Origin of the sequence: Porphyrobacter sp. AAP82 (genome assembly GCF_000331285.1) — a bacterium.
In the GTDB taxonomy this organism is placed as follows: Bacteria; Pseudomonadota; Alphaproteobacteria; order Sphingomonadales; family Sphingomonadaceae; genus Erythrobacter.
Genome location: NZ_ANFX01000033.1, coordinates 1 through 23,428 on the forward strand (window position 1 = coordinate 1; position 23,428 = coordinate 23,428).

Below are 23,428 nucleotides of genomic sequence, written 5' to 3' on the forward strand. Positions count from 1 at the left end.
AAAAAAGTGGTGACGCCCGCCGCGAAGCGGGAAGCTGCCGCTCATCTCCAGGCGTGCCATGGGATGTCGTTGCCGCCCTGCCTCGGATCGTCGGGGAAGTGCTCGTAGCCCGACCGCGCGACGACCGCGTCCTCCTCGACGATGGCGAAGGCCCATTCCATGGCGAACTCCACCGTCTCGCCGGGCGCCAAAGCCTTGGGCAGGTCGATGCGCATCAGCGTGCCGACGATGGTGTGCGGCAGGGCTGCGCCGTTCAGCGTCACCGCGGTGATGTCATAGCCGTAGTCGTTGTCGGCCATGGCCTGCTGGCGGCGCAGCTCGTCCGTCGACAGCTTGCTCGGCTCGCCCCCCGTGCCCGCCGTGACCTTGGGCCCGCGCCGCCCGGGGCCGCCGAACACGTCGGTCAGCTCGGCCATCGAATCCCGGCGGAAAATGTTCTGGTCGAGCTGCATCCACAGCCACGGCAGGCTGTCGGGCGAGTTGTTGGTATAGCGCACCGTTCCGCGCGCGCTCAGCCGCCGCCGGGGTTCGTCGAGCGTCGCCTTGATGTCGTAATCGACCTTCTGCTGCCAGTATTCATGCCCGGGCGCGCCGCTCGCGTTGCGGTAGGTGTTGGGAGCGGGCAGCACTTCGTCGAGCTGGCGGAACTTGTCCTGATAGTCGCCCTTGGTCTGCTGGATGCCCTGAGCGCTGAGCGGGGCGGCGAGGAACAGGGCGGCAAAAAGCAGAACGAAACGCAAGGGCGGGGTCTCCGGCGCGAATGGCAGGCCGGCGAGAAAGCGCAAATCGCAGGGCGGTGCAAGCGGCCAGGGGAGGCATTGCGACAAAACGATGTCGCGCATGGCGTTGCGGAGCCTTGTGATCTATCGCTGCCCAGCGATGACCGAGCCCGACTGGCAAGCCCTGCACGAAGCCGCCTGCGCGCGCGGCGAGAGCACCTATCGCGATCCGGCGACCGGCTACACCGTCTTCACCCGCATCGCCCATCTGGCGCGCGGCAAGTGCTGCGGCTCGGCGTGCCGCCATTGCCCTTACGGCCATGAAGCAGTACCGACGCGCCGCTGACTATCCGGAGACCACGCCCCATGAAAACCCGCGCCGCCGTTGCCTTTGCCGCCAAGCAGCCGCTCGAAATCGTCGAGCTCGATCTCGAGGGGCCCAAAGCCGGCGAAGTGCTGGTCGAGATCATGGCGACCGGCATCTGCCACACCGATGCCTATACCCTGGACGGGTTCGACAGCGAGGGCATCTTTCCGAGCGTTCTGGGCCATGAAGGCGCCGGCATCGTGCGCGAGGTCGGCGCGGGCGTCACCAGCGTGAAGCCGGGCGATCACGTGATCCCGCTCTACACCCCCGAATGCCGCCAGTGTAAGTCGTGCCTCAGCGGCAAGACCAACCTGTGCACCGCGATCCGCGCCACCCAGGGCAAGGGCCTGATGCCCGACGGCACCACGCGCTTCAGCTACAAGGGGCAGCCGATCTACCACTACATGGGCTGCTCGACCTTCTCGAACTTCACGGTGCTGCCCGAGATTGCCGTCGCCAAGATCCGCGAGGACGCACCGTTCCAGAGCGCCTGCTACATCGGCTGCGGGGTCACCACCGGGGTCGGCGCGGTGACCAACACCGCCAAGGTGCAGGTCGGCGACAATGTCGTGGTGTTCGGCCTCGGAGGCATCGGTTTGAACGTCATCCAGGGCGCGCGGCTGGCCGGGGCGAACCTGATCGTGGGCGTCGACATCAACCCGGCGCGCGAGGAATGGGGCAAGCGCTTCGGCATGACCCACTTCCTCAATTCCAAGGGCATGAGCCGCGAGGAGATCGTCGCCAGGATCGTCGAGCTGACCGACGGCGGGGCGGATTACACCTTCGATGCCACCGGCAACACCGAAGTGATGCGCACCGCATTGGAAGCCTGCCACCGCGGCTGGGGCACCAGCATCATCATCGGGGTCGCCGAAGCGGGCAAGGAAATCGCCACCCGCCCGTTCCAGCTGGTCACGGGGCGCAACTGGCGCGGCACGGCGTTCGGCGGGGCCAAGGGCCGCACCGACGTGCCCAAGATCGTCGACATGTACATGACCGGCAAGATCGCAATCGACCCGATGATCACCCACGTCATGGGCCTCGAAGAGATCAACACCGCCTTCGATCTGATGCACGAAGGCAAGTCGATCCGCAGCGTCGTGGTGTTCTGACAAAGCCGCTTCCCTTTGCCTTCAACCTTCTGAATATTTGAAGAAATCACGTTTCTTGCGGTGAATGGGGCGGTTGGTTAACCCGGTGGTTACGCGCACGGCGTAAGGCGGGTTCTGGCGCTCCGCGACAGGCAGGCAACGAGATGTACGAAACCAGGATTGCAGCCGGCCACCTGACGGTCGCGGCAAGGACGGGCGCCGCGCCCGCGCTTGACGTGCTGGCCCGGCGCAATCTGGCAGGTCACGGTTTCCTGCGCAGCGCATGGTTTGCCGAGGGCGCCGTGACCGGCCTGCGCACGCTGGTGGTCGAAGACGCAGCCGGCACGCCGCTCGCCGCGATCCCGACAGCGCCCTTCGGCCCCGCGATTGCAGGCCTGCGCAAGGTGCCGGGCAGCTACTGGCCGCTGCGCGCTGCGCTGGTCGCGCCCGAATGCACCAGCTTCGAACTCGCCCAGGCGCTCGGCGATCCGGCCGCTGCCGCCAGCCTTGGCGCGGTGTGGCGCTTGGGCCCCGCCCGCGCCGATGATCCCGCCACCTTGCGCCTTGTCGAGGCCGCACAGGCCGCGCGCTGGAGCATTCTTTCGCGCCCTGCGGGGACCGGCTGGGTGATCGACCTTAATGCCGCGCGCAGGCAGGGCGGCTGGCCGCGCGGATCGACCGCGGCGCGCCTCGCCCGCATCGAGCGCCGCCTTGCCAGCCATGGCCGCGTCGCATGGCGGGTCGTGCGCGGTGCCGACTGGGATGACGGCGTGCTCGAAACCCTCGCCGACATCGAGGCCGCCAGCTGGATCGCGGCGAAGACCGATGCCAGCGGCGCGAAGTTCATGACCTCCCACCGCCGCGCCGCCTGGCGCGCGGTGCTCGCCGATCCGGTGCTGGCCGGGATGCTGAGCGCCACGATCCTCACCGTCGCCGGCCGCGCGGCCGCGTTCAGCTTCGATCTCGACGACGGGCCGGTGCGCTACGGCATCGCCGGCAGTTTCCGCAGCGATTTCGCGAGGAGCGAGGTCGGCAAGCTCGCCAACCACCGCGCGGTTACCGACGCGCTGGAGGCAGGGCAATCGCGCGTCGATCTGGGTGCGGGCGACAGCGGCTACAAGCGCGCGATGGGGGCCGAGGCGGGCTATGAGCTCGCCGACCTGCTGTTCGTCCGAAACGCCGCCCCCGCCCGCCTGCTGGCACGGGTCTGGGGCGCGCCGCTCGCACCGCCGCAAAGCCGTGCCCATGGGTGAGCGCCGTGCCCCCTCCCTCGCCGCGCAGGTGCGCAGCGCGGTGATCTGGCGCTCGGGCAGCCAGATCGGGACGCAGATCGTGTCCTGGGCCTCGACCCTCGTTGTCATCCGCCTGCTTGCCCCGCAGGACTATGGCCTGTTCGCCATGGCGCAGGTCATGCTGGTGCTGCTCAACACCATGAACGGCTATGGCCTCGCCTCGGCGCTGATCCGCGAGGAGGAGGTCACCGAGGAACGCCTGCGCCAGACGCTGGGCATGCTGATGCTCTTGAACGGCGGCCTCGCGCTGGTGCAGTTCCTCGCCGCGCCGCTGGTTGCCTTGTGGTTCGAACAGCCGCTGGTCGCGAACCTTTTGCGGGTGCAGTCGCTGCTCTATCTCGCGATCCCCTTCACCGCGCTGCCGCACGCGATCATGTCGCGGAGGATGGATTTCCGCCGCCCGGCACAGGTGCGCCTCGTTGCCGCGATCGCGGGCGCGGCGACCGCGCTGACCGGCGCGCTGTCGGGCTGGGGGGTGTGGACGCTGGTGAGCGCCCCGCTGGTGATGATCGTCACCGAGGCGATCGGCATGACCCGCGCCGCGCGCGCGCCGATCCGCCCCTCGTTCCGCTTTGCCGGCGCGGGCCATATCGCCGGCTTCGGCGGGGTGATGACCGCGACGCAGCTGTTCTGGTTCGTCCAGAGCCAGGCCGACGTGATGATCGCCGGGCGCGTGCTCGATCCGCACTCCCTGGGCGTCTACAGCACCGGGCTGTTCCTCGCGCAGCTGCTCGCCGCCAAGTTCGTGCCGCCGATCAACGAGGTCGCCTACGCCGCCTATGCCCGCCAGCCCGAATTGGGCGCGACCGCGCTGCTGGCGACGATCCGTCTCGTCATGCTGGTAGCGCTCCCGGCCTATGCGGGGCTTGCGGTGGTCTCCCCCGTGCTGGTGCCGGTGCTGCTGGGCCGGCAATGGCTCGAGATCGTGCCGCTGCTGCCGATCCTTGCGGGCGCGATGGCGATGATGACGCTCCAGATCCTGTTCGCGCCCGCCACCAACGCGCGCGGCGTGCCGCTCGCGGCGCTGCGCATCACGATGATCGGCAGCGTGGTGATGCCGGTCGCCTACTACATCGGTTCCCATTGGGGAGTGATGGGCTTTGCATGGGGCTGGGTCGGCGGGATGGCGGTGCTGACCACGGCCACGGTGACGCTTTCGGGCCCGATCATCGGGCTGCGCGCCGATGGCCTGCTGCGCGCGCTGCTCCCGCCGCTGGCCGCGTCGCTGGCGATGGCGGGCGGGGTGTGGCTGGGCTTGCGCAGCCTGCCCGCCATGGCCGACTGGCTGGCACTCGGGATCGCGGTGCCGATCGGCGTCGCGCTCTATCTGGGCGCGCTCAACATCATCGCGCCCGAGCGCCTCGCCGAAGCGCTGAAATTCGCCCGCAACCGCAGCGGGAGCGAGCCCGCGCCCGCGCCCGCGCCCGCACCCGCCGAGTGAGGCGAAGGTCGACATTGGCAAAAGCGTCCAATTGACTTGGGGGCGGCGATGCTCTTGGGCGGGAGGCATGACCATGCCGCGACCCGCTCCGAAGACCCGCTACTACCCCGTCAATGGCATCGACCTTGCCGTCCACGAATGGACCTCCGAAGGTGGCGGCGCGCCGCTGGTCTTCGCCCATGCGACCGGCTTTCATGGCCGGGTGTGGGACGCGATTGCCGAGCGGTTTCCCGCGCATCCCGTCCACGCCATCGACCTGCGCGGCCACGGATTGTCGCGCGCGGCGCCGATTGACGACTGGCGGTTGCTCTCCAGCGATGTATCTGAATTTCTTGACCAATCCGGCATAAGGGGCGCCGTCGGCATCGGCCATTCGATGGGGGCGCACACGCTGCTCCAGGCTGCTGCCGATGCGCCGGGGCGCTTTGCACGGCTGGTGCTGTTCGACCCCGTGATCCTCGCCCCCGAATTCTATGCGCCGGCAGAGGCGCTCTATACCGCGGACAACCCCCACCCCGCGATCCGCCGCAAGCGCGACTTCGCGAGCGCCGAGGCGATGATCGAGCGCTTCGGCGCGCGGGACCCCTATGATCTCTTCGATGCGAGGGTGTTCGTGGATTACTGCCGCCACGGCCTCGTCCCCGCCGCGGACGGAGAGGGCATGGAACTCGCCTGCGCGCCCGAGGTCGAAGCGAGCATCTATGCCTCGAGCCGCAGCAATCCCGGTATCCTTGATGCGGCCCGCAAGGTCGACATTCCGGTGCTGGTGGTGCGCGCGCAATACACCACATTGAACGACTTCAAGAGCTCGCCGACCTGGCCCGAACTGGCGGCTATCCTGCCGCAGGGGACCGATCTCCACCGCCCCGACATGACCCACTTCCACCCCTTCCAGGACCCGGCCGATGCGGCGCGGATCATTGCGGAGTTTATCGGGCAGGCGTGATGTTCTGCAAATGTTCCACGTGAAACATTTGCACCAGCCTAACCCGCAGCCTCCAGCACATCGCTGATATCCTTGCGGATTGCCTCCAGCTCCCGCGCGTCCGCCTGTAGGATTTGCGCGGCCAGCTGACGACGCTGCCGGCCTCGCGATCGTCAACTCGATGACCTCGCAGATCAAGGGCATGCAGCAGGGCATCCGCAACGCCAACGACGGCATCAGCCTCGCCCAGACGGCGGAAGGCGCGCTGAACGAAGTGACCAAAATGCTCCAGCGCATCCGCGAGCTGGCCGTGCAGGCCGGTTCGGACACCTACGCCGACACCGACCGCGACAACATCCAGGTCGAAGTCGACGAACTGACCGCACAGATCGGCCAGGTCGTCAGCAACACCGAGTTCAACGGCGTCCAGCTGTTCGACGGTTCGGTTGCCACCGTCACCGTGCTGGCCGGTGCCAATGATGCCGACACCGTCGACATCACGCTCGATGACCTCGCCACCGGCCTGACCTCGGGCGGCGGTGCGGCCGGTTCGTTCGACGTCACCGGCACCGACGGCACCGCGGCCCGCGCGGCGCTGGTCGACATCGACGCCGACGTCGAGTTCGTTTCGACCACCCGTGCGACGCTCGGTGCCAGCCAGAACCGGTTGCAGTCGGCGGTGAACAACCTCACCAACGTCTCGACCAACCTGACCGACGCGCGTTCGCGGATCCAGGACACCGACTACTCGGCTGAAACCACCGCGCTCGCCAAGGCCCAGATCCTCGGCCAGGCCTCGACCGCGATGCTCGCCCAGGCGAACCAGTCGCAGCAGAACGTGCTGTCGCTGCTGCGCTAATCGCACCTCCCCCGCGCGCCGCCTGCTTTTCCCCTGAGGGGCGGCGCACGAGAGCCCGGAGCCGCATGGCTCCGGGCTTTTTCGTCGCTCAGGGCCTTGCGCACATCGCAAATCATTCGCAGCGAATATTTGCAATGCGTTCTCATTAGCAGTAGGGCCGGCAGCCAACAGACCCTGCCAAAGGCCCCCCCGATGAAAAGAATGTTGCTCCTGTCCGTCGCCGTCTTCGCCGTCCCCGGCGTGGCGCACGCGTCGGAGGCCGAGAGCGTGGACGGCGGCACGATCATCGTCACCGGCAAGGCCGACGGCTACCTCGCCAGCGATTCGGTGACCGCCACCAAGACCGATACGCCCCTGATCGACGTGCCGCAGACTGTCACCGTGGTCACCCGCGAGCAGCTTGACGACCAGGCCTCGCGCAGCATCGCCGACGTGCTGCGCTACGTGCCGGGCACCACCATCGGGCAGGGCGAAGGCAACCGCGACCAGATCACCCTGCGCGGCCAGAACACCACCGCCGACTTCTTCCTCGATGGCGTGCGCGACGACGTCCAGTATTTCCGCAGCCTCTACAACATCGAACGGGTAGAGGTGCTCAAGGGGCCCTTCGCGCTGATCTTCGGCCGCGGCGGCAGCGGCGGGATCATCAACCGGGTGCAAAAGACACCCTCGGCCGGGGATCTGGCGTTCGGTGCCACCGGCAGCGTCAACACCTTCGGGTCCTGGGACATCTCCGCCGACATCAACGCGCCGCTTTCAGAAACGGCCGCCTTCCGGCTCAACGCCTATTACGAAAGCCTCGACAACCACCGCGACGTCTTCGGGGGCGAGCGCTACGCGGTTAATCCCTATCTCGCGGTCGAGTTCGGCAGCGGCTGGCAGGCCGGGCTGTCCTATGAATATGTCAGCGACAAGCGCGTCACCGATCGCGGCGTGCCCTCGATTGCCACGGCCCCGGGGCAGCCCAACCGCCCGATCGCAGGCTACCGCGACACCTTTTTCGGCGCGCCGGACGTGAACCGCGCCGGCCTTGAAGCGCATATCGTCAAGGCGCGGCTCGACGGGGAGCTGGCCGAAAACCTGCAATGGTCGACCACGCTGCTCTACGGCGATTACGACAAGTTCTACACCAACGTTTTCGCCAATGGCGCGGCAACGGGCCAGACCGGCACGGTGGTGCTATCGGACTATACCGATCCCACCGCCCGCCAGAACTTCATCGTCCAGTCCAATCTCGTGTGGGATGTCGATCTGGGCAATGTCACCAACAAGGTCCTGGTGGGCCTCGAGTATGCCGATCAGAATTCGACCAACCAGCGCCGCGACCTGATCCTTTCGCGCACCACGCTCGATCTGGCCAACATCGTCTATCCGACCGCAACGTCTGGTGCGCTGCTGCGCGATACCCTGTCAGAAGTGAAGGTGTTCTCGGCCTATGCGCAGGACCAGATCGGCTTTGGCGAGCATGTCGATCTAGTCGTGGGCCTGCGTTACGATCGCTTCGAAATCGACGGGACCGACCGGATCGGCACCCCGCGTCCCTTTGCCCGGACCGACGACAGGGTCTCCCCGCGCATCGGCGTGATCGTCAAGCCGCAGGACAACATCTCGCTCTACACCAGCTACAGCCAGTCGTTCTTGCCGCGTTCGGGCGACCAGTTCCTGACCCTCAGCGCCGCCCAGGAAAACCTCGCACCGGAACGTTTCACCAATTACGAGATCGGCGCCAAGTGGGACATCCGCCCCGATCTCAACGCGACGCTGGCCGTGTTCCGGCTTGACCGGACCAACGCGACCACGCCCGATCCCAACAATGTCGCAGCGACGATCAATATCGGCGCGACGCGCACCGAAGGGGTGGAGCTGGCGCTGACCGGGCGGATCACGCCCGATTGGCAGGTGAGCGCGGGCTATACCTATCAGGATGCGCGGCTGGACGGGAACGAAGCGGTGCGCCTTGCGCAGGTGCCCGAGCACCAGTTCGCGCTGTGGAACCGCTACCAGGCGACGCGCCGGATCGGGCTTGGCCTTGGCGTGATCCACCAGTCGAGCCAATTCGCCGCGATCCGCACCGCGCCGACCACCACGCGCCTTGCGGCCTTCACCCGGCTCGATGCGGCGGTGTTCTTCAAGGCCACCGACAGGCTCGAGTTCCAGCTCAACGTCGAGAACCTTCTGGACGAGCGCTATTTCTCGGACGCGCACAACAACAACAACATCTCGACTGGCGCTCCGATCAACGCGCGCTTGACCGCAAGGGTGGCGTTCTAGCGGCACAAAGGCGCTACTTGGCGCCCTTGTCCTTCACGGCAGGCGGAGCCGGTCGCTGCGGCCCGCCCGAGGCCGCGCCGCGGCCCTCGAGCAGCAGCAGCGAGATGCGGCGGTTCCGCGGGTCGGCGGGGTCGTCGGTGACGAGCGGTTCGGTCTCGGCCACGCCCTCGATCCGCGCGAAGCGGTTCTGCGGCACACCGCCCAGCACCAGCGCCTGACGGGTCGCCTCGGCGCGGCCGGCGGAAAGCGACCAGTTGTTGGTCTTCACCCCGCCGCGCCACGGCAGCGAATCGGTGTGGCCGCGCACGATCAGCGGGGCCATCTCGTCCTTCAAGGTCTCGCTCATCACCGCGAGCAGCGCGCGCGCGGGCTTGGTGAGTATGGTCGTGCCCAGCTCGAACATCGAGAAGTTGGCGTCGTCCATCAGACCGATGCGGATGCCTTCGGGCGCGCGCATCACCCTGATCTGCCGCGCAAGCTGCCTCGTCTGGCGGCGCTGGGCGAGCTTCTTCTGGATCTTCTCCTGAATTTCCTGAAGTTTGCGCGCTTCCGAATCGCTGCCCTTGCCGGTCGAGGTCGGCCCGCCGGTGGCATCGCGCGGGATGGTGATGGTGCGCGATCCGGTCTGGCCCTGGCGGTTGGGGTAGTTGTCGGGATCGGTCAGCGAGGAACCGCCCAAGAGGCCGTTTGACCCGGCGCTTTCCTTGCGCAGCTTGACCAGCGTCGGGGTGAAATAGTCGGCGATCCCCTTGCGTTGCTTTTCTTCCGTTGCGCCAAGCAGCCACAGCAGCAGGAAAAAGGCCATCATCGCGGTCACGAAGTCGGCATAGGCAACCTTCCACGCGCCGCCGTGGTGACCGCCTTCGATGATGGTCACCTTCTTGACGATGATGGGTGCCGGAATGGCGCCGCCTGCGTCTGCCATCTCAGCGCCCGCGCATCATGTCGAGCAGATCGGTGAGCTTCGGGCGATGCGCCGGCGGCAGGCCCGAGCGCGCCGCTTCGAGCACCAGCGGCTGCGGATAGCCGTGCAGGCTGGCGATGATCACCTGCTTGATCGAATGGAAGATCTGCTGGTCGTGGGTGTTGATCTGCTTGAGCCGCGCGCCCAGCGGCCCGGCAAGGCCATAAGCGAGCAGCACGCCGAGGAACGTCCCCACCAGCGCCGAGCCGATCATCTTGCCGAGCACCGCCGGGGGCTGGTCGATCGCGCCCATGGTCTTGATGATCCCGAGCACCGCCGCGACGATCCCCAGGGCGGGCAGCGCGTCGGCAAGCGACTGGATCATGTGCTGCGGCTCGTCCATCTCGTGCAGCTGGGTCTTGATCGCGCTGTCAATGATGTCCTCGACCGCGTGGGTATCGAGCGTGCCCGAGGAGACCACCATCAGCGTCAACGGATCGCAGATCATCGCGGTCACCACCGGATCGGCCTGGAGGCGCGGATATTCGGAAAACAGGGTCGAGGAACCGGGTTCGGTGACATGGCTTTCGAGCGCCACCGCGCCTTCGGAACGCAGCAGCTTCATCAGCTTGGATGTCAGCGCGATCGCATCGATATGGTCCTGGTCGTTGTATTTGGGGCCCTTGAACACCCGCCCGAACCCGCCGCCCAGGAGCTTGATCTCGTGCATCGAGTTGCCGATCAGGGTCGCGCCGGTGGCAGCGCCGCCGATCATCATGAATTCGAGCGGGAGCGCGGCGAGCACCGGGCCCATGGCGCCCCCGGCGAGCATGAACCCGCCAAACACCATGGCCAGCAGAACGACGATGCCGATGGCAGCAAACACGGGCCGGTCTCCTCAGCGCAGCGCGTCGAACAGGGTCAGCGAACTGACGCGGGCAAAGGCGGACTGGCTCGCCTCCAGCGCGGTCAGCGATTGCTGGAGCCGGGCGATGGCATCAGCGATGTCGGTATCGCCGACACGGCTGCGGCGCTCGGCCAGCGCGACGCGGCGGTCAGCCTGCTGGGTCTCGACCTGCTCAACCCACGCCATGCGCGTGCCGAGGATCGTCGTGGCGCGGTTGGTGCTGTCGAGCGCAGCGTCGATCCCGGCAAGGCTCGCATTGGCCGCCGCGACCGGATCGCCCGTCCCGCTCTGGAGCGCGGTGGTGCGCGGCGCGATGCTCGACGAGGTGCGCCGCCTCGCCCACGACAGCCGGACCGCGCGTGCCAGGAGGGGCGTTTACAAGCGGGCGCTCGCTTCGCTTCGCGGGTCACTGGGGCGCGAGCCGAGCCGTGCGGAACTGGCCCGCGCAATGGAAGTGAGCGATTCCGAACTGCTCGCCATCGAGGCCTCGGGCGTGAAGCTGACCCCGATCGAGGACGCCTATGACGAGACCAGCCTCGCTTTCGCCTCGGACGATCCCGACCCCTTCGAAGCCCTGTGCGCAATCGAGGACCGCGAGCGACTGATCGCCGCGATGGGCAAGCTGCCCGACCGGCTGAAACTGGTGCTCCAGCTGTTTTTCGTCGAGGAGCTGAACCTCACCGAAATCGCCGCCGTGCTCGAAGTCAGCGTGCCGCGCGTCCACCAGCTGCGCGCCAAGGCGCTGAAGGATCTGCGCGGGCTGCTGGAGGGGGATTGAGCCCTCCAGCGCATTCCCGCCAGCTTCAGCCCGCATCCCCGTCAGAATGGCCGCGCCCTTCATTGGTCGTGCGCTGCGAGCCGGGCGCGCCGCCCTCGCCTTCGCCTTCCCACCAGTAGGGGCGGCGTCTGACATCGCCGGTGCCGACCTCGTTCATGGTCCTGGCATCATAAAGCCGCCCGCCGATCATCACCTGTTCGATATTGTCGGAATTGGCGATGTCCTGCGACGGGTCGTCGGACAGGATCACGAGGTCGGCAAGCTTGCCGGGCTCGATGCTGCCGATGTCCTTGGCCATGCCGAGCGACTGGGCCGGCACGATGGTGCCCGCCTTCAACGCCTCGACTGGGCTCATCCCGCCGCGCACGAAGCTCCACAGCTCCCAATGCGCGCCGACACCGGCCTGCTGGCCGTGGGCGCCGATGCTGACCTTCACCCCGCGCCGGGCGAGCTTCCTCGCCTCGCGGGCGTTGTTGTCGTCGACGAAGGCCCATTCGGGCGCCTTGGTGCGGCGCGCGGTTTCGGCAAGCAGCATCTTGGGCGGCGTGTGAACCATCAGCGGGTTCTCCCACACGTTGGTGGCCTGCCGCCAATAGGGATCGCCCGCAAGGCCGCCATAGGTGACGACGAGCGTCGGGGTGTAATTGGTCGCCGACTGGCTGTAGAATTGCAGCACGTCTTCATAGAACACATCGACGGGCACATTGTGCTCGAGCGTCGAGTTGCCATCGGCCGCGATGTTCATGTCCATGCCGAACAGCGAACCGCCCTCGGCGACCACCAGCAGGTTCTCGGCAGCAGCCGCGCGCACCACCATCTGGCGCTGTTCGCGGCGGGGCTGGTTGTAGTTCTTGACCGAGATCCCGCCCTGCGCCTTGATCCGCCGCACATGGGCGAGCGCGTCCTCGTAGCTGTCGATCCGCGCATAGACGTCCGCCGCCTTGGCGCCGTAGATGATCTCGCCGGTCGAGAAGATGCGCGGGCCGAGCGTGAGGCCGGCGCGCTGGCGTTCAGCGGCAGCGAAGACGGTGCTCGCCTGCGAAGAGGGGTTGTGGACCGTGGTCACCCCCATGGCGAGATCCTGGAGCAGCGCCCAGTTCTGCTGCGGGATGAGGTCGCCGACCCCGTAGGCGCCGTGGGCGTGGGCATCGACGAGGCCGGGCATGATGGTCTTGCCGGTGGCGTCGATCATCCTTGCATCGCCGGGCAGTTTGATCTTCACCACGGTCGCATCATAGACCCCGGTGATGCGGTCACCCTCGATCACGATGAGGCCGTTTGCGATCACCCCGGCATCGTCAGTGCCAAGGCCGGGCCGCATCGTCAGCACCCGCGCGCCGGTGATGACCGTGGTGCCTGAGGGCTTGGCTTTCTGCACGCTCACCTGAAGCGGGATGCCGGTGGTGGGCGGGGTGAAGGCCGGCGTCCTGTCGCCTTCCGCCTTGGGCGCGGCGGCGAACAGAGCGGGGATGCTGGCGCTCTCCAGCACCGGCCCGATCGACCAGAACAGCGTCTCGCCGCCATTCGCCCAGCCGAGATAGTCCGCGCCCCCGGTGCTGACCTTGGTCACGGGGAGCGATCCGCCCTTCTCGCTGACATCGACCGGCTTGCCGCCGGGCACCAGCGGCATGGCGAAGACTTCGTAGTTCTGGCGGAAGGCGATCGTGCGGCCATCAGGCGCGATGCGCAGGTCGTTGGCAAGGTCGCCCTTGGCGTGGGTGCGCTTGGCTTCGCCGGCAAGGTCGGTCGAGACCAGCGCGAGGTTGCCGCCATCGCGCGCGACCATGAACAGGCGGTCATTGGCCGCGCCCCATTGCGGGTTCGCCCCGTCACGGGTGACGAGCTTCGCCTCCCCTCCGGCGACCGGCATGACATAGATGCCCAGGCTTTCGGAGAAATCGGGCGAAGTCAGATAGCCGCCCTCGCGCTTTTCGAAGGCGATCATGCTGCCATCGGGCGAAAAGGCGATGTTGCCGTAATGGCCCGGGCCGGCAAGAACGCGGCGGTTCTGGCCCTGCGCGTCGGCGACGATGATCTCGCCCAGCTTGGCATCGCTCCAGCGCACATAGGCGAGCCGGCTCCCGTCGCGGCTGAAGGCGGGGAAGGCTTCGAGCACATCGGCAGGATCGCCGGTCAGCGGCGCGGGCGCGTCCTTGCCCTTGGCGGACTTGGAATAAAGCCGCCCGAGGCTCTCGAACACCACGCGGCTGCCATCGGGCGAGAGCGTGGCGAAGCGCGGCATGGTGGTGGCAAAGCTGTCGGGCGCGACGGCGATCACCGGATGCGGCGCATCGGCGACGCCGCGCGTGTCGTTGACGCGGAAGGGGATCACGGCATGGCCGCTGCCGTCACGGGTCACGCGGTTCAATTTCCCGCCCGCCCAGAACACGATGGCCGAACTATCGGGCAGCCAGTCGATGTTGGGATAGACGCCGGTCACCGCCCAAGTCTCCTGCACGTCCATGTCGAGCTTGCCGTAGACCATCCGCTCCCGGCCGCTGGCAAGGTCCTTCACCCACAGCTGCGTCTGGTCCTTGTCGCGGCGGACGAAGGCGAGCTCCTTGCCGTCAGGCGAGGGCGCGGGGCGCACCGCGCCGCCATAGCCGCCGGCCACCTGGGTGACCTCGCCCGTCGCCAGATCATGGCGCTCGATGGCGAAGATGCCGCTCTGGCTGTCCTGCGCATATTCGAAGATCGGGCCGGGCGTGGTGTTGCGGGTATAGTAGATCGCGGTGCCATCGGGCGCGAAGGTCGGCTCGCCGAGCTCCTTCTGGAGGCGTTCGCTGGCGCGCTCGACGACCTGCACCCCGCCGCCGCCGCTGACGTGATAGAGCCACACCTCGCCCGTCCCGGCGCTGCGTTCGGTGGTGTAGTGCTTCTTGGCTGCGATGAACCGCCCGTCCGGCGACCAGCTGGGCTGGTTCAGGAGGCGGAAGTCCTCCTTGGTCACCTGCCGCTTGTCGCTGCCGTCGGCGTTCATCACCCAGATATTGTCCCCGCCGCCGCGATCCGAAGTGAAGGCGATGCGCGCGCCATCGGGCGAGAAGCGCGGCTGCACGTCCCACGAGAGGCCTTCCGAAATGCGCTTGGGCGTGCCGCCCTCGATCGGCAGGGTGTAGATATCGCCGAGCAGCGTGAAGGCGAGTGTCTTTCCGTCGGGCGCGACGTCGACATCCATCCAGGTGCCTTCATCGGTATTGATTGCGACCTGCTTGATGGTCGCGCCCTTGGGCGCATCGACGCTCCACTTCTCCTCGGCCTTGGCGTCCTTCTTGGCGGGGGCGGCGGCGAGCGGCGTGGCGATAAATGCGGCGCCTGCAAGCAGGGCGGCGGCGAAAATGCGCATGGAAAGTCTCCCTCTGTCGGCGCGGAAGACTAGCGGGGCGCAAGGATATTGCTAGGGGCAGCAATGCCGTTGGTCGATTACAGTCGGCGGCTCAGGGGGACACGCGGATGCTGCAACGGATCACCAACAATTTCGCCGCGCTGACGATTGCGGGCGTGGCGCTCGCGTGGTTCTACCCGCCGGCCTTCACCTGGATGACCGACGGGCGGATGACCTTCGCGGGCCAGCCACTGCTGAGCCTCGCGCTCGGCCTGATCATGCTGGCGATGGGTCTGACGCTGACCTTCAAGGATTATCGCGGCCTCCTCAACATGCCGCGCGCCTTCGTTGCCGGCGTGGCGCTGCAATATACGATCATGCCGCTGTCGGGCCTTGCGGTGGCGAAGGCACTGGGGCTCGAGCCGGGGCTGGCGGTAGGCCTGATCCTCGTCGCCTGCTGCCCCGGAGGCACGGCATCCAACATCGTTACCTACATCGCGCGCGGGCACGTGGCGCTGTCGGTGGCGATGACCATGGCCTCGACGCTGGCCGCAGTCGTGCTGACCCCGCTGCTGACGGGCTGGCTGGCTGGGGCCTATGTGGAGATCGACCGGCTCAACCTGCTCCTCAACATGATCGCGGTGGTGCTGGTGCCGGTAGTGCTCGGCACCCTGCTCAACCGCCTGTTCCCGCGTGCGGCCGAGGCGGTGAACGGGGTGCTGCCGCTGGTCGCCATCGTGCTGGTGGTGCTGATCGTGGGCGGGATCGTCGGCGGGTCGAAGGCGCAGATCATGGAGCATGCGGGCGTGCTTTTGCTGGCGACCTTCTTGCTCCATGCGCTGGGTTTCGGGCTGGGCTACCTGCTGGCCCGCATGCTGGGGCTGGGCGAGATCGAAGCGCGCACGATCTCCATCGAGGTGGGGATGCAGAATTCAGGGCTCGGCTCGGGCCTCGCCAAAACCCCCGCCTTTGCCGCGCAATTCGCCAATGCCACACAGGCCGCCCTCGCCCCGGTGCCCGCGGCGATCTCGGCGGTGTGGCACGTGCTGATCGGGAGCCTTCTGGCGGGCTGCTGGCGGCGGGGTTAAGCGAACATCCCCCGCTTCGGCCCCAGATATCCGAACAGGTAGGCCCCCACCTTGCGCATCTGGATCTCCTCGCTGCCTTCGGTGATCCGGTAGCGGCGGTGGTGGCGATAGATGTGCTCGAAGGGCTTGTGGCGCGAATAGCCGATCCCGCCGTGGACCTGCATGGCGCGGTCGGCCGCCTCGCACACCAGCCGGTTCGCCCAGTAATTGCACATCGAGACCTTGTCGCTGATGGTCTTCTCGATCGCCTCGTGGGGCAGATGATCCATCTCCCACGCGGTCTTGAAGATCAGGAGGCGCAGCATTTCCGCCTGCGTCGCCAGTTCCACCAAGGGGAACTGGATCGCCTGATTGCGCGCCAGTTCCTCGCCGAAAGGTTTGCGTTCCCGCGCGTATTTCACGCTCTCGTCAATGCAATAGAGCGCCGCGCCACAGGAACTCGCCGCCTGCCGGATACGGTTCTGGTGGACGAAGCTCTGCGCCAGCGCGAGCCCGCGGCCTTCGACGCCGAGGATCGCGCTGTCGGGCACCCATACGTCGGTAACGCTGAGGCGCGGGTGGTCGGTGGGCATGTTGAAGGTCCACATCCACTCCTCGATTGCGAGGCCGGGGGTGGGGTTGGGGACGAGGAAGCAGGTGATCCCGCTCGCGTCGCCCGCCTTGCCCGACGTGCGCGCGAACATCGCGCAGTGGGTGGCAACGTGCATGCCCGTAATCCACATCTTCTCGCCGTTGATCAGCCAGCCGTCGACCCCGTCGCGGGCCTCTCGGACGGCGTGGGTTTCCATGTGGGTGGCGTCCGAGCCGTGATGCGGTTCGGTCAGGCCAAAGGCCACGCGCCGCGTGCGCTCAAACCCGCCGAAGATGAATTCTTGGCGTTGCTCTTCCGTCCCCCACTGGTCGAACATGGCGACGAAGGGGAAGTTGCCGACGATGGAGTGCTCGTTCTGCAAGTCGTTGTGGAGGCCGAGGCCCATTCGGGCAAAATGCTCGCGGATCACCGCCATCCACAGGTTGCTGCCGTCCTTGCCGCCATAGCGCTTGGGCGCGGAGAAGCGCCAATGACCGGCCTTGTCGGCGCGGGCAGTGGCTTCCTTGAGCAGTTCCTCCCACTCGTGCCGGGGGAGGCCGCCCGCCTCGAAGTCCGTGCGCGCATATTCGCGGCGGTGGTCGAAGAAGCGGATGTTGTCGTCCTGCTGCTCCAAGGGCTTGATCTCGGCGGCGATAAAGGCGTCGAGTTCACCCAGATAGGCCTGAAGGTCGGCGGGAATGGCGAAATCCATGCGGGTCAGTCCTCTCCGGTCCATTTTTTCCGTGCATATCCAAGCGCGGGATATCTGGGCGAATCCACTGCCACTTTGCCCAAGACCGCGTGGCGCAGCAGCGCAAGGAGGCCCGGCGATGCCAAGGTGCTGCGTCCCTTCAGAACATCCTCGGCGAGGAAAGGGTGGACAAGGCGCGGCAGCACCGTGGCATTGCGGGCGATGATGCCGAGCGCATTGCGCGCCACCGCCAGCTGGAAGCGGTCATGGCCCTCCATCCGCTCCTTGACCGCGCCAAGCCACTCGCTGATCGCTTCGGCGACTTCGGCCATGCTCGCCTCGCCGGCCTGCTGATCGAGAGCGGCGGGGGCGTGGACGGGGGCGGCGCGTTCGGCCTCGGGCGCGTCTTCCTCGAGGAGCAGCAAGAGGTCCAGTTCCTGCTCGCTGGTCCGGCGCGAGATCACCACGCGTTCGAGCATCCGGTCCGCGCCCGAACGCCACTGCGCTGCCATCTTGAGGCAGCCCATCGCCCACCACACCGTCCGGTAAATCGTCCAGAAGCGGAAGCGCGCGGCGTCGATGGTCACCCCCGCTTCGGCCTCGTAGGCGGCGATGTAGTCTTCGATGCTCCCCAGCCCCAGCGCCGGACGGTCGTAGCAGGCGAAGCGCCACACCGCCATGCAGCCGAAGGCGAGGTCTTCGTGGGCATCGCCGAAATGGGCGATCTCCCAGTCGAGCACGCCGGTCAGGTGCGAGCCTTCGACCAGCAGATTGCCCATCCGGTAATCGCCATGGTTGAGCACGGGCACCACCTCGGGCGGGCAATTGTCTTCCAGCCACTTCAGGCCCAGCGCGATGATCGGGCGATCCCCGCCCGCGTCCATGAACTGCTGTTTCAAGTCCGCGATCGCGGCGCGGTAATCCATCACCGGCACGCCTGCGGGCACATCGGACTGCCGCAGCGAATGAATGCGCGCGAGGTCGCGGGCGGCCTGCCGCAGCAGCCCGGCAGGATCATCGCATGCCAGAATGACCTTGGGATCGGCCGTGCCTGGCAGTGCGCGCATGACGAAGCCGGAGCCCAGTCCGTCCGCCTCCTCCAGCACCGCCACGACGTCGGGCGCGGTCACACCCTTCGCACGTGCCGCCTCGATCAGCGCCGCCTCGACCGCGTGCCCGTAAGGCCGCCCCTCCATGAAGGCGGGGCTTGGCGCGCGGCGCAGAACGTAATCGCAGCCGCCGGACGAAAACCGCCAGCTTTCCATCACCGCTCCGCCCGTCAGGCGCTGCGGCTCCGGGGACAGGGCGCCGAGGCCGGCGCGGGCACAGACCCGCGCCAGCCCGGCATTCAGGTCACTTGCGGCAATCCCCACTGGCGCTTCACGCGGGCACGTTGTCCTTCTTGACGGTGATCACCTGCGCGTAGGTGAACTCCTTCAGGCCTTCCTTGCCGTATTCGGCGCCGAAGCCCGACTGCTTGTGCCCGCCGAACGGCGCGAAGGGCGAGAGGTGGAGGTATTCGTTGACCCACACCGTGCCGGTTTCGAGCTGCTCGGCGATCTCGACACCCTTCTCGGGGTTGCCTGTCCACACCGCACCCGCAAGGCCGTAGTCGGAGTTGTTGGCACGGCTGATGACCTCTTCCTCGGTCGAGAACTTCATCAGCGGCATCACCGGGCCGAACTGCTCCTCGGCGACGATGCGCGCATCTTCGGGGGGGTTGTCGAGGATGGTCAGCGGCACGAAGTAGCCGGTGCCCGAGGGATCGACATTGCCGCCGAGCAGGAACTTGTAGCCGTTGTCCTTGGCGTCCTCGATCAGCTCGATCACGCGCTCGTACTGCTTCTTGTTCTGGATCGGCCCGACGCCGGTGCCCTGCTGTGCGCCGTCACCCACGGTGACGGTCTTGGCATATTCGACGATCGCCGCCGACAGCTCGTCATAGATATCCTCGTGGATATAGACGCGCTTGGCCGCCACGCAGATCTGGCCCGCGTTCGAGAAGCTCGACCAGAACAGCTGTTCGGCGACCTTCTTGGGATCGGCATCGGGGAGCACGATCGAAGCATCGTTGCCGCCAAGCTCCAGCGTGATGCGCTTGAGGTCGGCCGAGGCGCCTTCCATGATCTTCTTGCCCGTCGCGGTCGAACCGGTGAAGGTGATCTTGTCGATATCGGGGTGGCTGGTCATCAGCGGGCCGAGATCGTCCTCGCCGGTGATGATGTTGACGACACCGGCCGGCACCTTGTCGGCGATCAGCTCGGCGATGCGCAGGGTGGTGAGCGGGGTGAAGGGCGAGGGCTTCAACACGATGGTGCAGCCCGAAAGCATCGCGGGCGCGATCTTCTGGATCGCCATCATCACCGGGAAGTTCCACGGCACGATCCCCGCGACCACGCCCACCGGCACGCGGCGGGTGCGGCTGAGGCGGGTGTCGGTGTCCTCGTTGATCTCGTCATCGAGGCTTAGGGTCGATTGCGCCGCGCTCATCCCGGCCGCGCCGTAGATTTCACCGCGCGCCTGATCGTGGGGCTTGCCCTGTTCGCTGGTCAGCAGACGGTAGAGCTCCTCGGCGTTGGCCTTGATCGCGCCCGAGATCGCCATGATCGCGGCGCGGCGTTCTTCGATGGGAGTGTTCTTCCAGGTCTTGAACGCGGCGCGCGCCGCGGCGACAGCCCGGTCGAGCTCGGCCTTGCCGCAGGCGGGGACCTGGCCGATCACCTGCTCGTTCGCCGGGTTGACGACGTCGAGCCAGCGGTCGGTCGCGACCATCTCTCCGCCGATCAGGTTCTTGTACTGGGTGACCATGTGTGTGTCCTCTCTTCGCGAATGGGGAGTCGTCTCTCTCTGGGCCCAAGGTTGGCGCGTTGCATCCGAAAACGCAATCCTTGCTTGCGAGGCAAGGCTAGCGCGGCAGGGGGCCGCGATCACCTGACGATTGCGCTACGCCCGCGCGCGGCTATGTGGGGCCTGCCGACCCGACAACGACAGGAGAGAGATGATGACCGAGCCCCGCCCCGATCTGGTGATCTATGGCAGTCCGGTCTCGCCCTTCGTGCGCAAGGTGGCGAGCCTGTGCCTGCTGAAAGGCGTCCCCCACGAGGTCGAGGCGGTCAATGTCTTCGCGCCCCCGCAATGGTTCACCGACATCTCGCCGATGAAGCGCATTCCGGTGCTGCGCGACCGCTCGGTCGCAGAACAGGGAACGGCCGGGACGATCCCGGATTCCTCGGCGATCTGCGGCTATATCGAGAAGAAGCACCCCGCGCCCGCGCTCTACCCCGCCGAACCGGCGGCTTACGGTGAGGCGCTGTTCATCGAGGAATTCGCCGACACCTCGCTGGCCGTGGCAGGAGGCCTCGGCATCTTCCGCCCGATCTTCTTCGCGGTGACCAAGGGTGAGGCGCCCGATCTCGCCAAGGCGCGCGATGCCTGGGCAAACCAGCTTCCGCCGATCTTCGACGTGCTCGAGGCGCGGCTTTCGGGCGCCGAATTCTTCGCGGGCGATGCGCTGTCGATCGCCGACATCACGGTGGCGCAGGTCATGCTCCAGATCGCGCTGGTGGCGGAAATGCCGCTGGACGGATGGCCCGCGCTCGCAAGGCACTTTGCCGCGATGTTCGCGCGTCCCGAAATCGCCGGACCGTACAGCGCCGCCGACGCAATCATCCGCAAGGCCTTGCCCAGCCGCTTCGACCTGACCTAAGGCCGTCCACCCAGATAAGGAGATGGCAGGCAGCATGGCCAGCGAATGGTGCATCGGGATCATCGGCGGATCGGGCCTCTATGCCATCGACGGGCTGGAGGACGCGCAGTGGATCGCGATCGAGACCCCGTGGGGCGATCCCTCGGACGAGATCCTGTGCGGCACCATTGCGGGCGTGAAGGTGCGCTTTCTCCCCCGCCACGGCCGCGGGCACCCGGTCAGCCCGAGCGAACTCAACGCCCGCGCCAATATCGATGCGCTGAAGCGCGCTGGCTGCACCGATATCCTCGCGATCAGCGCGGTGGGTTCCCTGCGCGAGGAATTGGAGCCCGGGCGCTTTGCCGTGGTCGAGCAGTTCATCGACCGCACCGTCCACCGCCCCAGCACCTTCTTCACCAGCGGCTTCGTGACCCACGTGTCGATGGCTGATCCGGTGTGCCCGCGCCTCTCCGAGATGGCCGCGCAGGCTGTCGCCGCAGCCAAGGGCAAGGTTGCGGTGGGGGCGACCTATCTCGCCATGGAAGGTCCGCAATTCTCGACCCGCGCGGAAAGCCGGATGTATCGCCAATGGGGCGCGGACGTGATCGGGATGACCGCCATGCCCGAAGCCAAACTGGCGCGCGAGGCCGAGCTGCCCTATGCCCTTGTCGGCATGGTCACCGACTATGATTGCTGGCGCGATGGCGAGGCCGTGGACGTCGCCGAGGTCGTCCAGCAGATGCAGGCCAACGGCGCACTCGCCCGCGCAATGGTGATGAACTTCATCGCCGCCCTGCCCGAAACCCGCGAGCCTTCGCCGATCGATACCGCATTGGACGATGCCGTCATCACCGCGCCCGACGAACACGACCCCGCGCTGATGGCCAGGCTCGACGCGGTCGCCGGGCGGCTGTTTGGTTAGCGTCCGGAGCCCTTTGCCGCACCCTAGCGATTTTACGCAGTCCGCGAAAAACGCTTGTTTGGTGGGTTAGCCCACAAAGGGACCGGATGTCTGCAATGTCCCGGGAGTGTCCAAAAGATGGCGCATCGCCTGCTGAGCGAACGGCTCGAGTTCTACAGGGTCGCCCCACGCCACTCCGATCATGCGGCCATCGCGCGGGCCATCAGGCGGCGCATGGATCGCGCGCTCGACGGCTTTTACACCGAGCTCAAATCGCGCGACAGCCTTTCGGGCATGTTCACCGATGCCGCCGCCATGGACCGCGCACGCCGGGCGCAAGCCCGCCACTGGCAAGACGCCTTCGACAACGGGATCGATGACCGCTTTTACAGCCGTTCCGCCCATATCGGCGAGGTTCATGCCAAGATCGGTCTGGAGCCAAAGTGGTATCTGGGCAGCTATGCCCTGATCCTGGACGACCTGATTGACGAGCTGGTATGTCCGGGCTGGAAACGCTGGCTTCCTTGGAAGCGGGCCGAAGCGCGGCGCCTGGCCGCCCTGGTCAAGGTGTCCTTGCTCGACATTGACATTGCCCTGTCGTCCTATTTCAACGGGATCAGCAGCAACATCAACCAGCTCAACGAGGTGCTGGGCGGCGCGCTTGCGCAGCTTGCCGACGGCAGGCTCAACATCCCGCCGGTCACCCTCGCGGCCGATTATGCCACGGTGGAGCAGGACTTCAATTCGTCGATCGGGTCGCTGCACACCACGATCAGTGCGGTCATTTCCGGGGTCAGCACGATCTCGGCCGGTTCGACCGAGATCCGTTCGGCTTCCGACGACCTTGCCCGGCGGACCGAGGAGCAGGCGGCCAGCCTCGAGGAAACCGCGCTCGCGATTGCCCAGGCCAGCCAGCGGGTCAGCCAGACCAGCCAGACCGCCAGTGCCGCGCGCACTGCCATCCAGGCCGCCAACGTCACGGCCAGCGAAGGCAGCAAGATCGTCTCCGAGGCCGTGATCGCGATGGACCAGATCGAGGCATCGAGCAGCACCATCACCAACATCATTTCGGTGATCGATTCGATCGCCTTCCAGACCAACCTGCTCGCGCTCAACGCCGGGGTCGAAGCCGCGCGGGCCGGCGAAGCGGGTAAGGGTTTCGCGTTGGTCGCCAGCGAGGTGCGCGCGCTCGCACAGCGCTGCGCCGAAGCCGCCGACGAGGTGAAGGGGCTGATCACGACAAGCAACGGGCAGATTGCGCGCGGGGTCGATCTGGTGAAGCGCAGCGGCGATTCCTTTGCCGCGATCAACCACGGCGTGGCCGAATTGTCCGAGGCCATCCGGGCAATTGCCGAGGCGACCGACGAGCAGGCGAGCGGTCTGGTGCAGATCAACCAGACCGTCTCCGACCTCGACCGCACCACGCAGCAGAACGCGGCCATGGCCGAAGAATGCAATGCGGCTGCGAGTTCGCTCGCGCGTGAGGCGGACAATCTGCGCGCAACGGTGTCGTCCTTCAAGGTGAGCGGGCAGCAGACCATGCTGCCGGGCCCGGGCGAGAGCTATGCGCGCGCCGCCTGAGCGGTGAGTTTGGCCAGCCATGACACGAAAAG

19 protein-coding genes and 1 pseudogene are annotated in these 23,428 nt (G+C 66.9%); 12 read left to right on the forward strand and 8 right to left on the reverse strand.

The window, feature by feature from the left end:
- Positions 1-41: 41 nt before the first annotated feature.
- Positions 42-740, reverse strand: a complete 699-nt coding sequence (locus tag D620_RS0111015; RefSeq protein WP_155800117.1) for a hypothetical protein — start codon at positions 738-740, stop codon at positions 42-44.
- A 139-nt stretch (positions 741-879) separates the two neighbouring features.
- Here D620_RS0111015 and D620_RS0111020 point away from each other — a divergent pair, with 139 nt between their 5' ends.
- The 7 genes and pseudogenes from D620_RS0111020 (at position 880) to D620_RS0111050 (ending at position 8,965) form a co-directional block, all read left to right on the forward strand.
- The gene (locus D620_RS0111020) at positions 880-1,065 is read left to right on the forward strand and encodes a DUF5522 domain-containing protein (protein WP_033376709.1); all 186 of its coding nucleotides are present in this window, start codon (positions 880-882) and stop codon (positions 1,063-1,065) included.
- A gap of 20 nt (positions 1,066-1,085) precedes the next feature.
- Complete coding sequence (locus D620_RS0111025; RefSeq protein ID WP_017665869.1) at positions 1,086-2,198, forward strand: S-(hydroxymethyl)glutathione dehydrogenase/class III alcohol dehydrogenase; 1,113 nt, start codon at positions 1,086-1,088, stop codon at positions 2,196-2,198.
- 143 nt (positions 2,199-2,341) lie between these two features.
- Positions 2,342-3,430, forward strand: a complete 1,089-nt coding sequence (locus D620_RS15245) for a GNAT family N-acetyltransferase (RefSeq protein ID WP_017665870.1) — start codon at positions 2,342-2,344, stop codon at positions 3,428-3,430.
- Positions 3,423-4,910: a lipopolysaccharide biosynthesis protein gene (locus D620_RS0111035; RefSeq protein ID WP_017665871.1), complete on the forward strand. Its 1,488-nt coding sequence runs from the start codon at positions 3,423-3,425 to the stop codon at positions 4,908-4,910. Before D620_RS15245 ends, D620_RS0111035 begins: the two co-directional genes overlap by 8 nt.
- Before the next feature lie 67 nt (positions 4,911-4,977).
- A complete protein-coding gene (locus tag D620_RS0111040) occupies positions 4,978-5,856 on the forward strand; it encodes an alpha/beta fold hydrolase (protein ID WP_017665872.1) in 879 nt (292 codons plus the stop codon).
- 127 nt (positions 5,857-5,983) lie between these two features.
- Positions 5,984-6,694, forward strand: a pseudogene (locus D620_RS0111045) (flagellin); the annotation flags it as partial.
- A 192-nt stretch (positions 6,695-6,886) separates the two neighbouring features.
- Positions 6,887-8,965, forward strand: coding sequence for a TonB-dependent receptor (locus D620_RS0111050; RefSeq protein WP_155800118.1), 2,079 nt, complete (start codon positions 6,887-6,889; stop codon positions 8,963-8,965).
- 13 nt (positions 8,966-8,978) lie between these two features.
- Here the strand turns inward: D620_RS0111050 and D620_RS0111055 are convergent, their stop codons facing one another.
- The 3 genes from D620_RS0111055 to D620_RS16825 are packed head-to-tail and all read right to left on the reverse strand — an operon-like array spanning position 8,979 to position 10,962.
- Positions 8,979-9,890, reverse strand: coding sequence for a flagellar motor protein MotB (locus D620_RS0111055; protein WP_017665875.1), 912 nt, complete (start codon positions 9,888-9,890; stop codon positions 8,979-8,981).
- A 1-nt stretch (position 9,891) separates the two neighbouring features.
- On the reverse strand, positions 9,892-10,755 hold the full coding sequence (gene motA / locus D620_RS0111060) for a flagellar motor stator protein MotA (protein WP_017665876.1): 864 nt from the start codon (positions 10,753-10,755) through the stop codon (positions 9,892-9,894).
- 12 nt (positions 10,756-10,767) lie between these two features.
- The gene (locus D620_RS16825) at positions 10,768-10,962 is read right to left on the reverse strand and encodes a hypothetical protein (RefSeq protein WP_017665877.1); all 195 of its coding nucleotides are present in this window, start codon (positions 10,960-10,962) and stop codon (positions 10,768-10,770) included.
- On the opposite strand from D620_RS16825, the gene D620_RS15255 reads away from it, so the two are divergent.
- On the forward strand, positions 10,961-11,554 hold the full coding sequence (locus D620_RS15255) for a sigma-70 family RNA polymerase sigma factor (RefSeq protein WP_017665878.1): 594 nt from the start codon (positions 10,961-10,963) through the stop codon (positions 11,552-11,554). The genes D620_RS16825 and D620_RS15255 overlap by 2 nt on opposite strands.
- Before the next feature lie 25 nt (positions 11,555-11,579).
- Here the strand turns inward: D620_RS15255 and D620_RS0111075 are convergent, their stop codons facing one another.
- Positions 11,580-14,900, reverse strand: coding sequence for an amidohydrolase family protein (locus D620_RS0111075; RefSeq protein WP_017665879.1), 3,321 nt, complete (start codon positions 14,898-14,900; stop codon positions 11,580-11,582).
- Between the two features lie 107 nt (positions 14,901-15,007).
- Here D620_RS0111075 and D620_RS0111080 point away from each other — a divergent pair, with 107 nt between their 5' ends.
- On the forward strand, positions 15,008-15,967 hold the full coding sequence (locus D620_RS0111080) for a bile acid:sodium symporter family protein (RefSeq protein ID WP_017665880.1): 960 nt from the start codon (positions 15,008-15,010) through the stop codon (positions 15,965-15,967).
- On the opposite strand, the gene D620_RS0111085 is transcribed toward D620_RS0111080, so the two are convergent.
- From D620_RS0111085 to D620_RS0111095, 3 genes are read right to left on the reverse strand one after another with little or no spacing between them, the layout of a single operon-like run.
- Positions 15,964-17,250: an acyl-CoA dehydrogenase family protein gene (locus tag D620_RS0111085; RefSeq protein WP_017665881.1), complete on the reverse strand. Its 1,287-nt coding sequence runs from the start codon at positions 17,248-17,250 to the stop codon at positions 15,964-15,966. The two genes, D620_RS0111080 and D620_RS0111085, sit on opposite strands and share 4 nt — an antisense overlap.
- A 5-nt stretch (positions 17,251-17,255) precedes the next feature.
- On the reverse strand, positions 17,256-18,602 hold the full coding sequence (locus D620_RS0111090) for a phosphotransferase (protein WP_017665882.1): 1,347 nt from the start codon (positions 18,600-18,602) through the stop codon (positions 17,256-17,258).
- 7 nt (positions 18,603-18,609) lie between these two features.
- Positions 18,610-20,037 carry an aldehyde dehydrogenase family protein gene (locus D620_RS0111095; RefSeq protein ID WP_017665883.1) on the reverse strand — a complete coding sequence of 476 codons (1,428 nt, stop codon included), beginning with the start codon at positions 20,035-20,037 and terminating at the stop codon, positions 18,610-18,612.
- 190 nt (positions 20,038-20,227) lie between these two features.
- On the opposite strand from D620_RS0111095, the gene D620_RS0111100 reads away from it, so the two are divergent.
- The 3 genes from D620_RS0111100 (at position 20,228) to D620_RS15260 (ending at position 23,396) form a co-directional block, all read left to right on the forward strand.
- The gene (locus D620_RS0111100; protein WP_017665884.1) at positions 20,228-20,935 is read left to right on the forward strand and encodes a glutathione S-transferase family protein; all 708 of its coding nucleotides are present in this window, start codon (positions 20,228-20,230) and stop codon (positions 20,933-20,935) included.
- 34 nt (positions 20,936-20,969) lie between these two features.
- The gene (mtnP, locus tag D620_RS0111105) at positions 20,970-21,836 is read left to right on the forward strand and encodes an S-methyl-5'-thioadenosine phosphorylase (protein WP_026092150.1); all 867 of its coding nucleotides are present in this window, start codon (positions 20,970-20,972) and stop codon (positions 21,834-21,836) included.
- Positions 21,837-21,953: 117 nt separating this feature from the next.
- Positions 21,954-23,396: a globin-coupled sensor protein gene (locus D620_RS15260; RefSeq protein WP_017665886.1), complete on the forward strand. Its 1,443-nt coding sequence runs from the start codon at positions 21,954-21,956 to the stop codon at positions 23,394-23,396.
- The last annotated feature ends 32 nt before the right edge of the window (positions 23,397-23,428 follow it).

Bases quoted from the DNA above. Each gene is read 5' to 3' on its own strand.
- D620_RS15245 (WP_017665870.1), top strand. From the start codon at position 2,342: ATGTACGAAACCAGGATTGCAGCCGGCCACCTGACGGTCGCGGCAAGG.
- D620_RS0111020 (WP_033376709.1), top strand. From the start codon at position 880: ATGACCGAGCCCGACTGGCAAGCCCTGCACGAAGCCGCCTGCGCGCGC.
- D620_RS0111025 (WP_017665869.1), top strand. From the start codon at position 1,086: ATGAAAACCCGCGCCGCCGTTGCCTTTGCCGCCAAGCAGCCGCTCGAA.
- D620_RS16825 (WP_017665877.1), bottom strand. From the start codon at position 10,962: ATGGCGTGGGTTGAGCAGGTCGAGACCCAGCAGGCTGACCGCCGCGTC.
- D620_RS0111100 (WP_017665884.1), top strand. From the start codon at position 20,228: ATGATGACCGAGCCCCGCCCCGATCTGGTGATCTATGGCAGTCCGGTC.
- D620_RS0111035 (WP_017665871.1), top strand. From the start codon at position 3,423: ATGGGTGAGCGCCGTGCCCCCTCCCTCGCCGCGCAGGTGCGCAGCGCG.
- D620_RS0111055 (WP_017665875.1), bottom strand. From the start codon at position 9,890: ATGGCAGACGCAGGCGGCGCCATTCCGGCACCCATCATCGTCAAGAAG.
- D620_RS15255 (WP_017665878.1), top strand. From the start codon at position 10,961: ATGCGCGTGCCGAGGATCGTCGTGGCGCGGTTGGTGCTGTCGAGCGCA.
- D620_RS0111040 (WP_017665872.1), top strand. From the start codon at position 4,978: ATGACCATGCCGCGACCCGCTCCGAAGACCCGCTACTACCCCGTCAAT.
- D620_RS0111075 (WP_017665879.1), bottom strand. From the start codon at position 14,900: ATGCGCATTTTCGCCGCCGCCCTGCTTGCAGGCGCCGCATTTATCGCC.
- D620_RS0111080 (WP_017665880.1), top strand. From the start codon at position 15,008: ATGCTGCAACGGATCACCAACAATTTCGCCGCGCTGACGATTGCGGGC.
- D620_RS15260 (WP_017665886.1), top strand. From the start codon at position 21,954: ATGGCGCATCGCCTGCTGAGCGAACGGCTCGAGTTCTACAGGGTCGCC.
- D620_RS0111085 (WP_017665881.1), bottom strand. From the start codon at position 17,250: ATGGATTTCGCCATTCCCGCCGACCTTCAGGCCTATCTGGGTGAACTC.
- D620_RS0111050 (WP_155800118.1), top strand. From the start codon at position 6,887: ATGAAAAGAATGTTGCTCCTGTCCGTCGCCGTCTTCGCCGTCCCCGGC.
- mtnP (WP_026092150.1), top strand. From the start codon at position 20,970: ATGGCCAGCGAATGGTGCATCGGGATCATCGGCGGATCGGGCCTCTAT.
- D620_RS0111095 (WP_017665883.1), bottom strand. From the start codon at position 20,037: ATGGTCACCCAGTACAAGAACCTGATCGGCGGAGAGATGGTCGCGACC.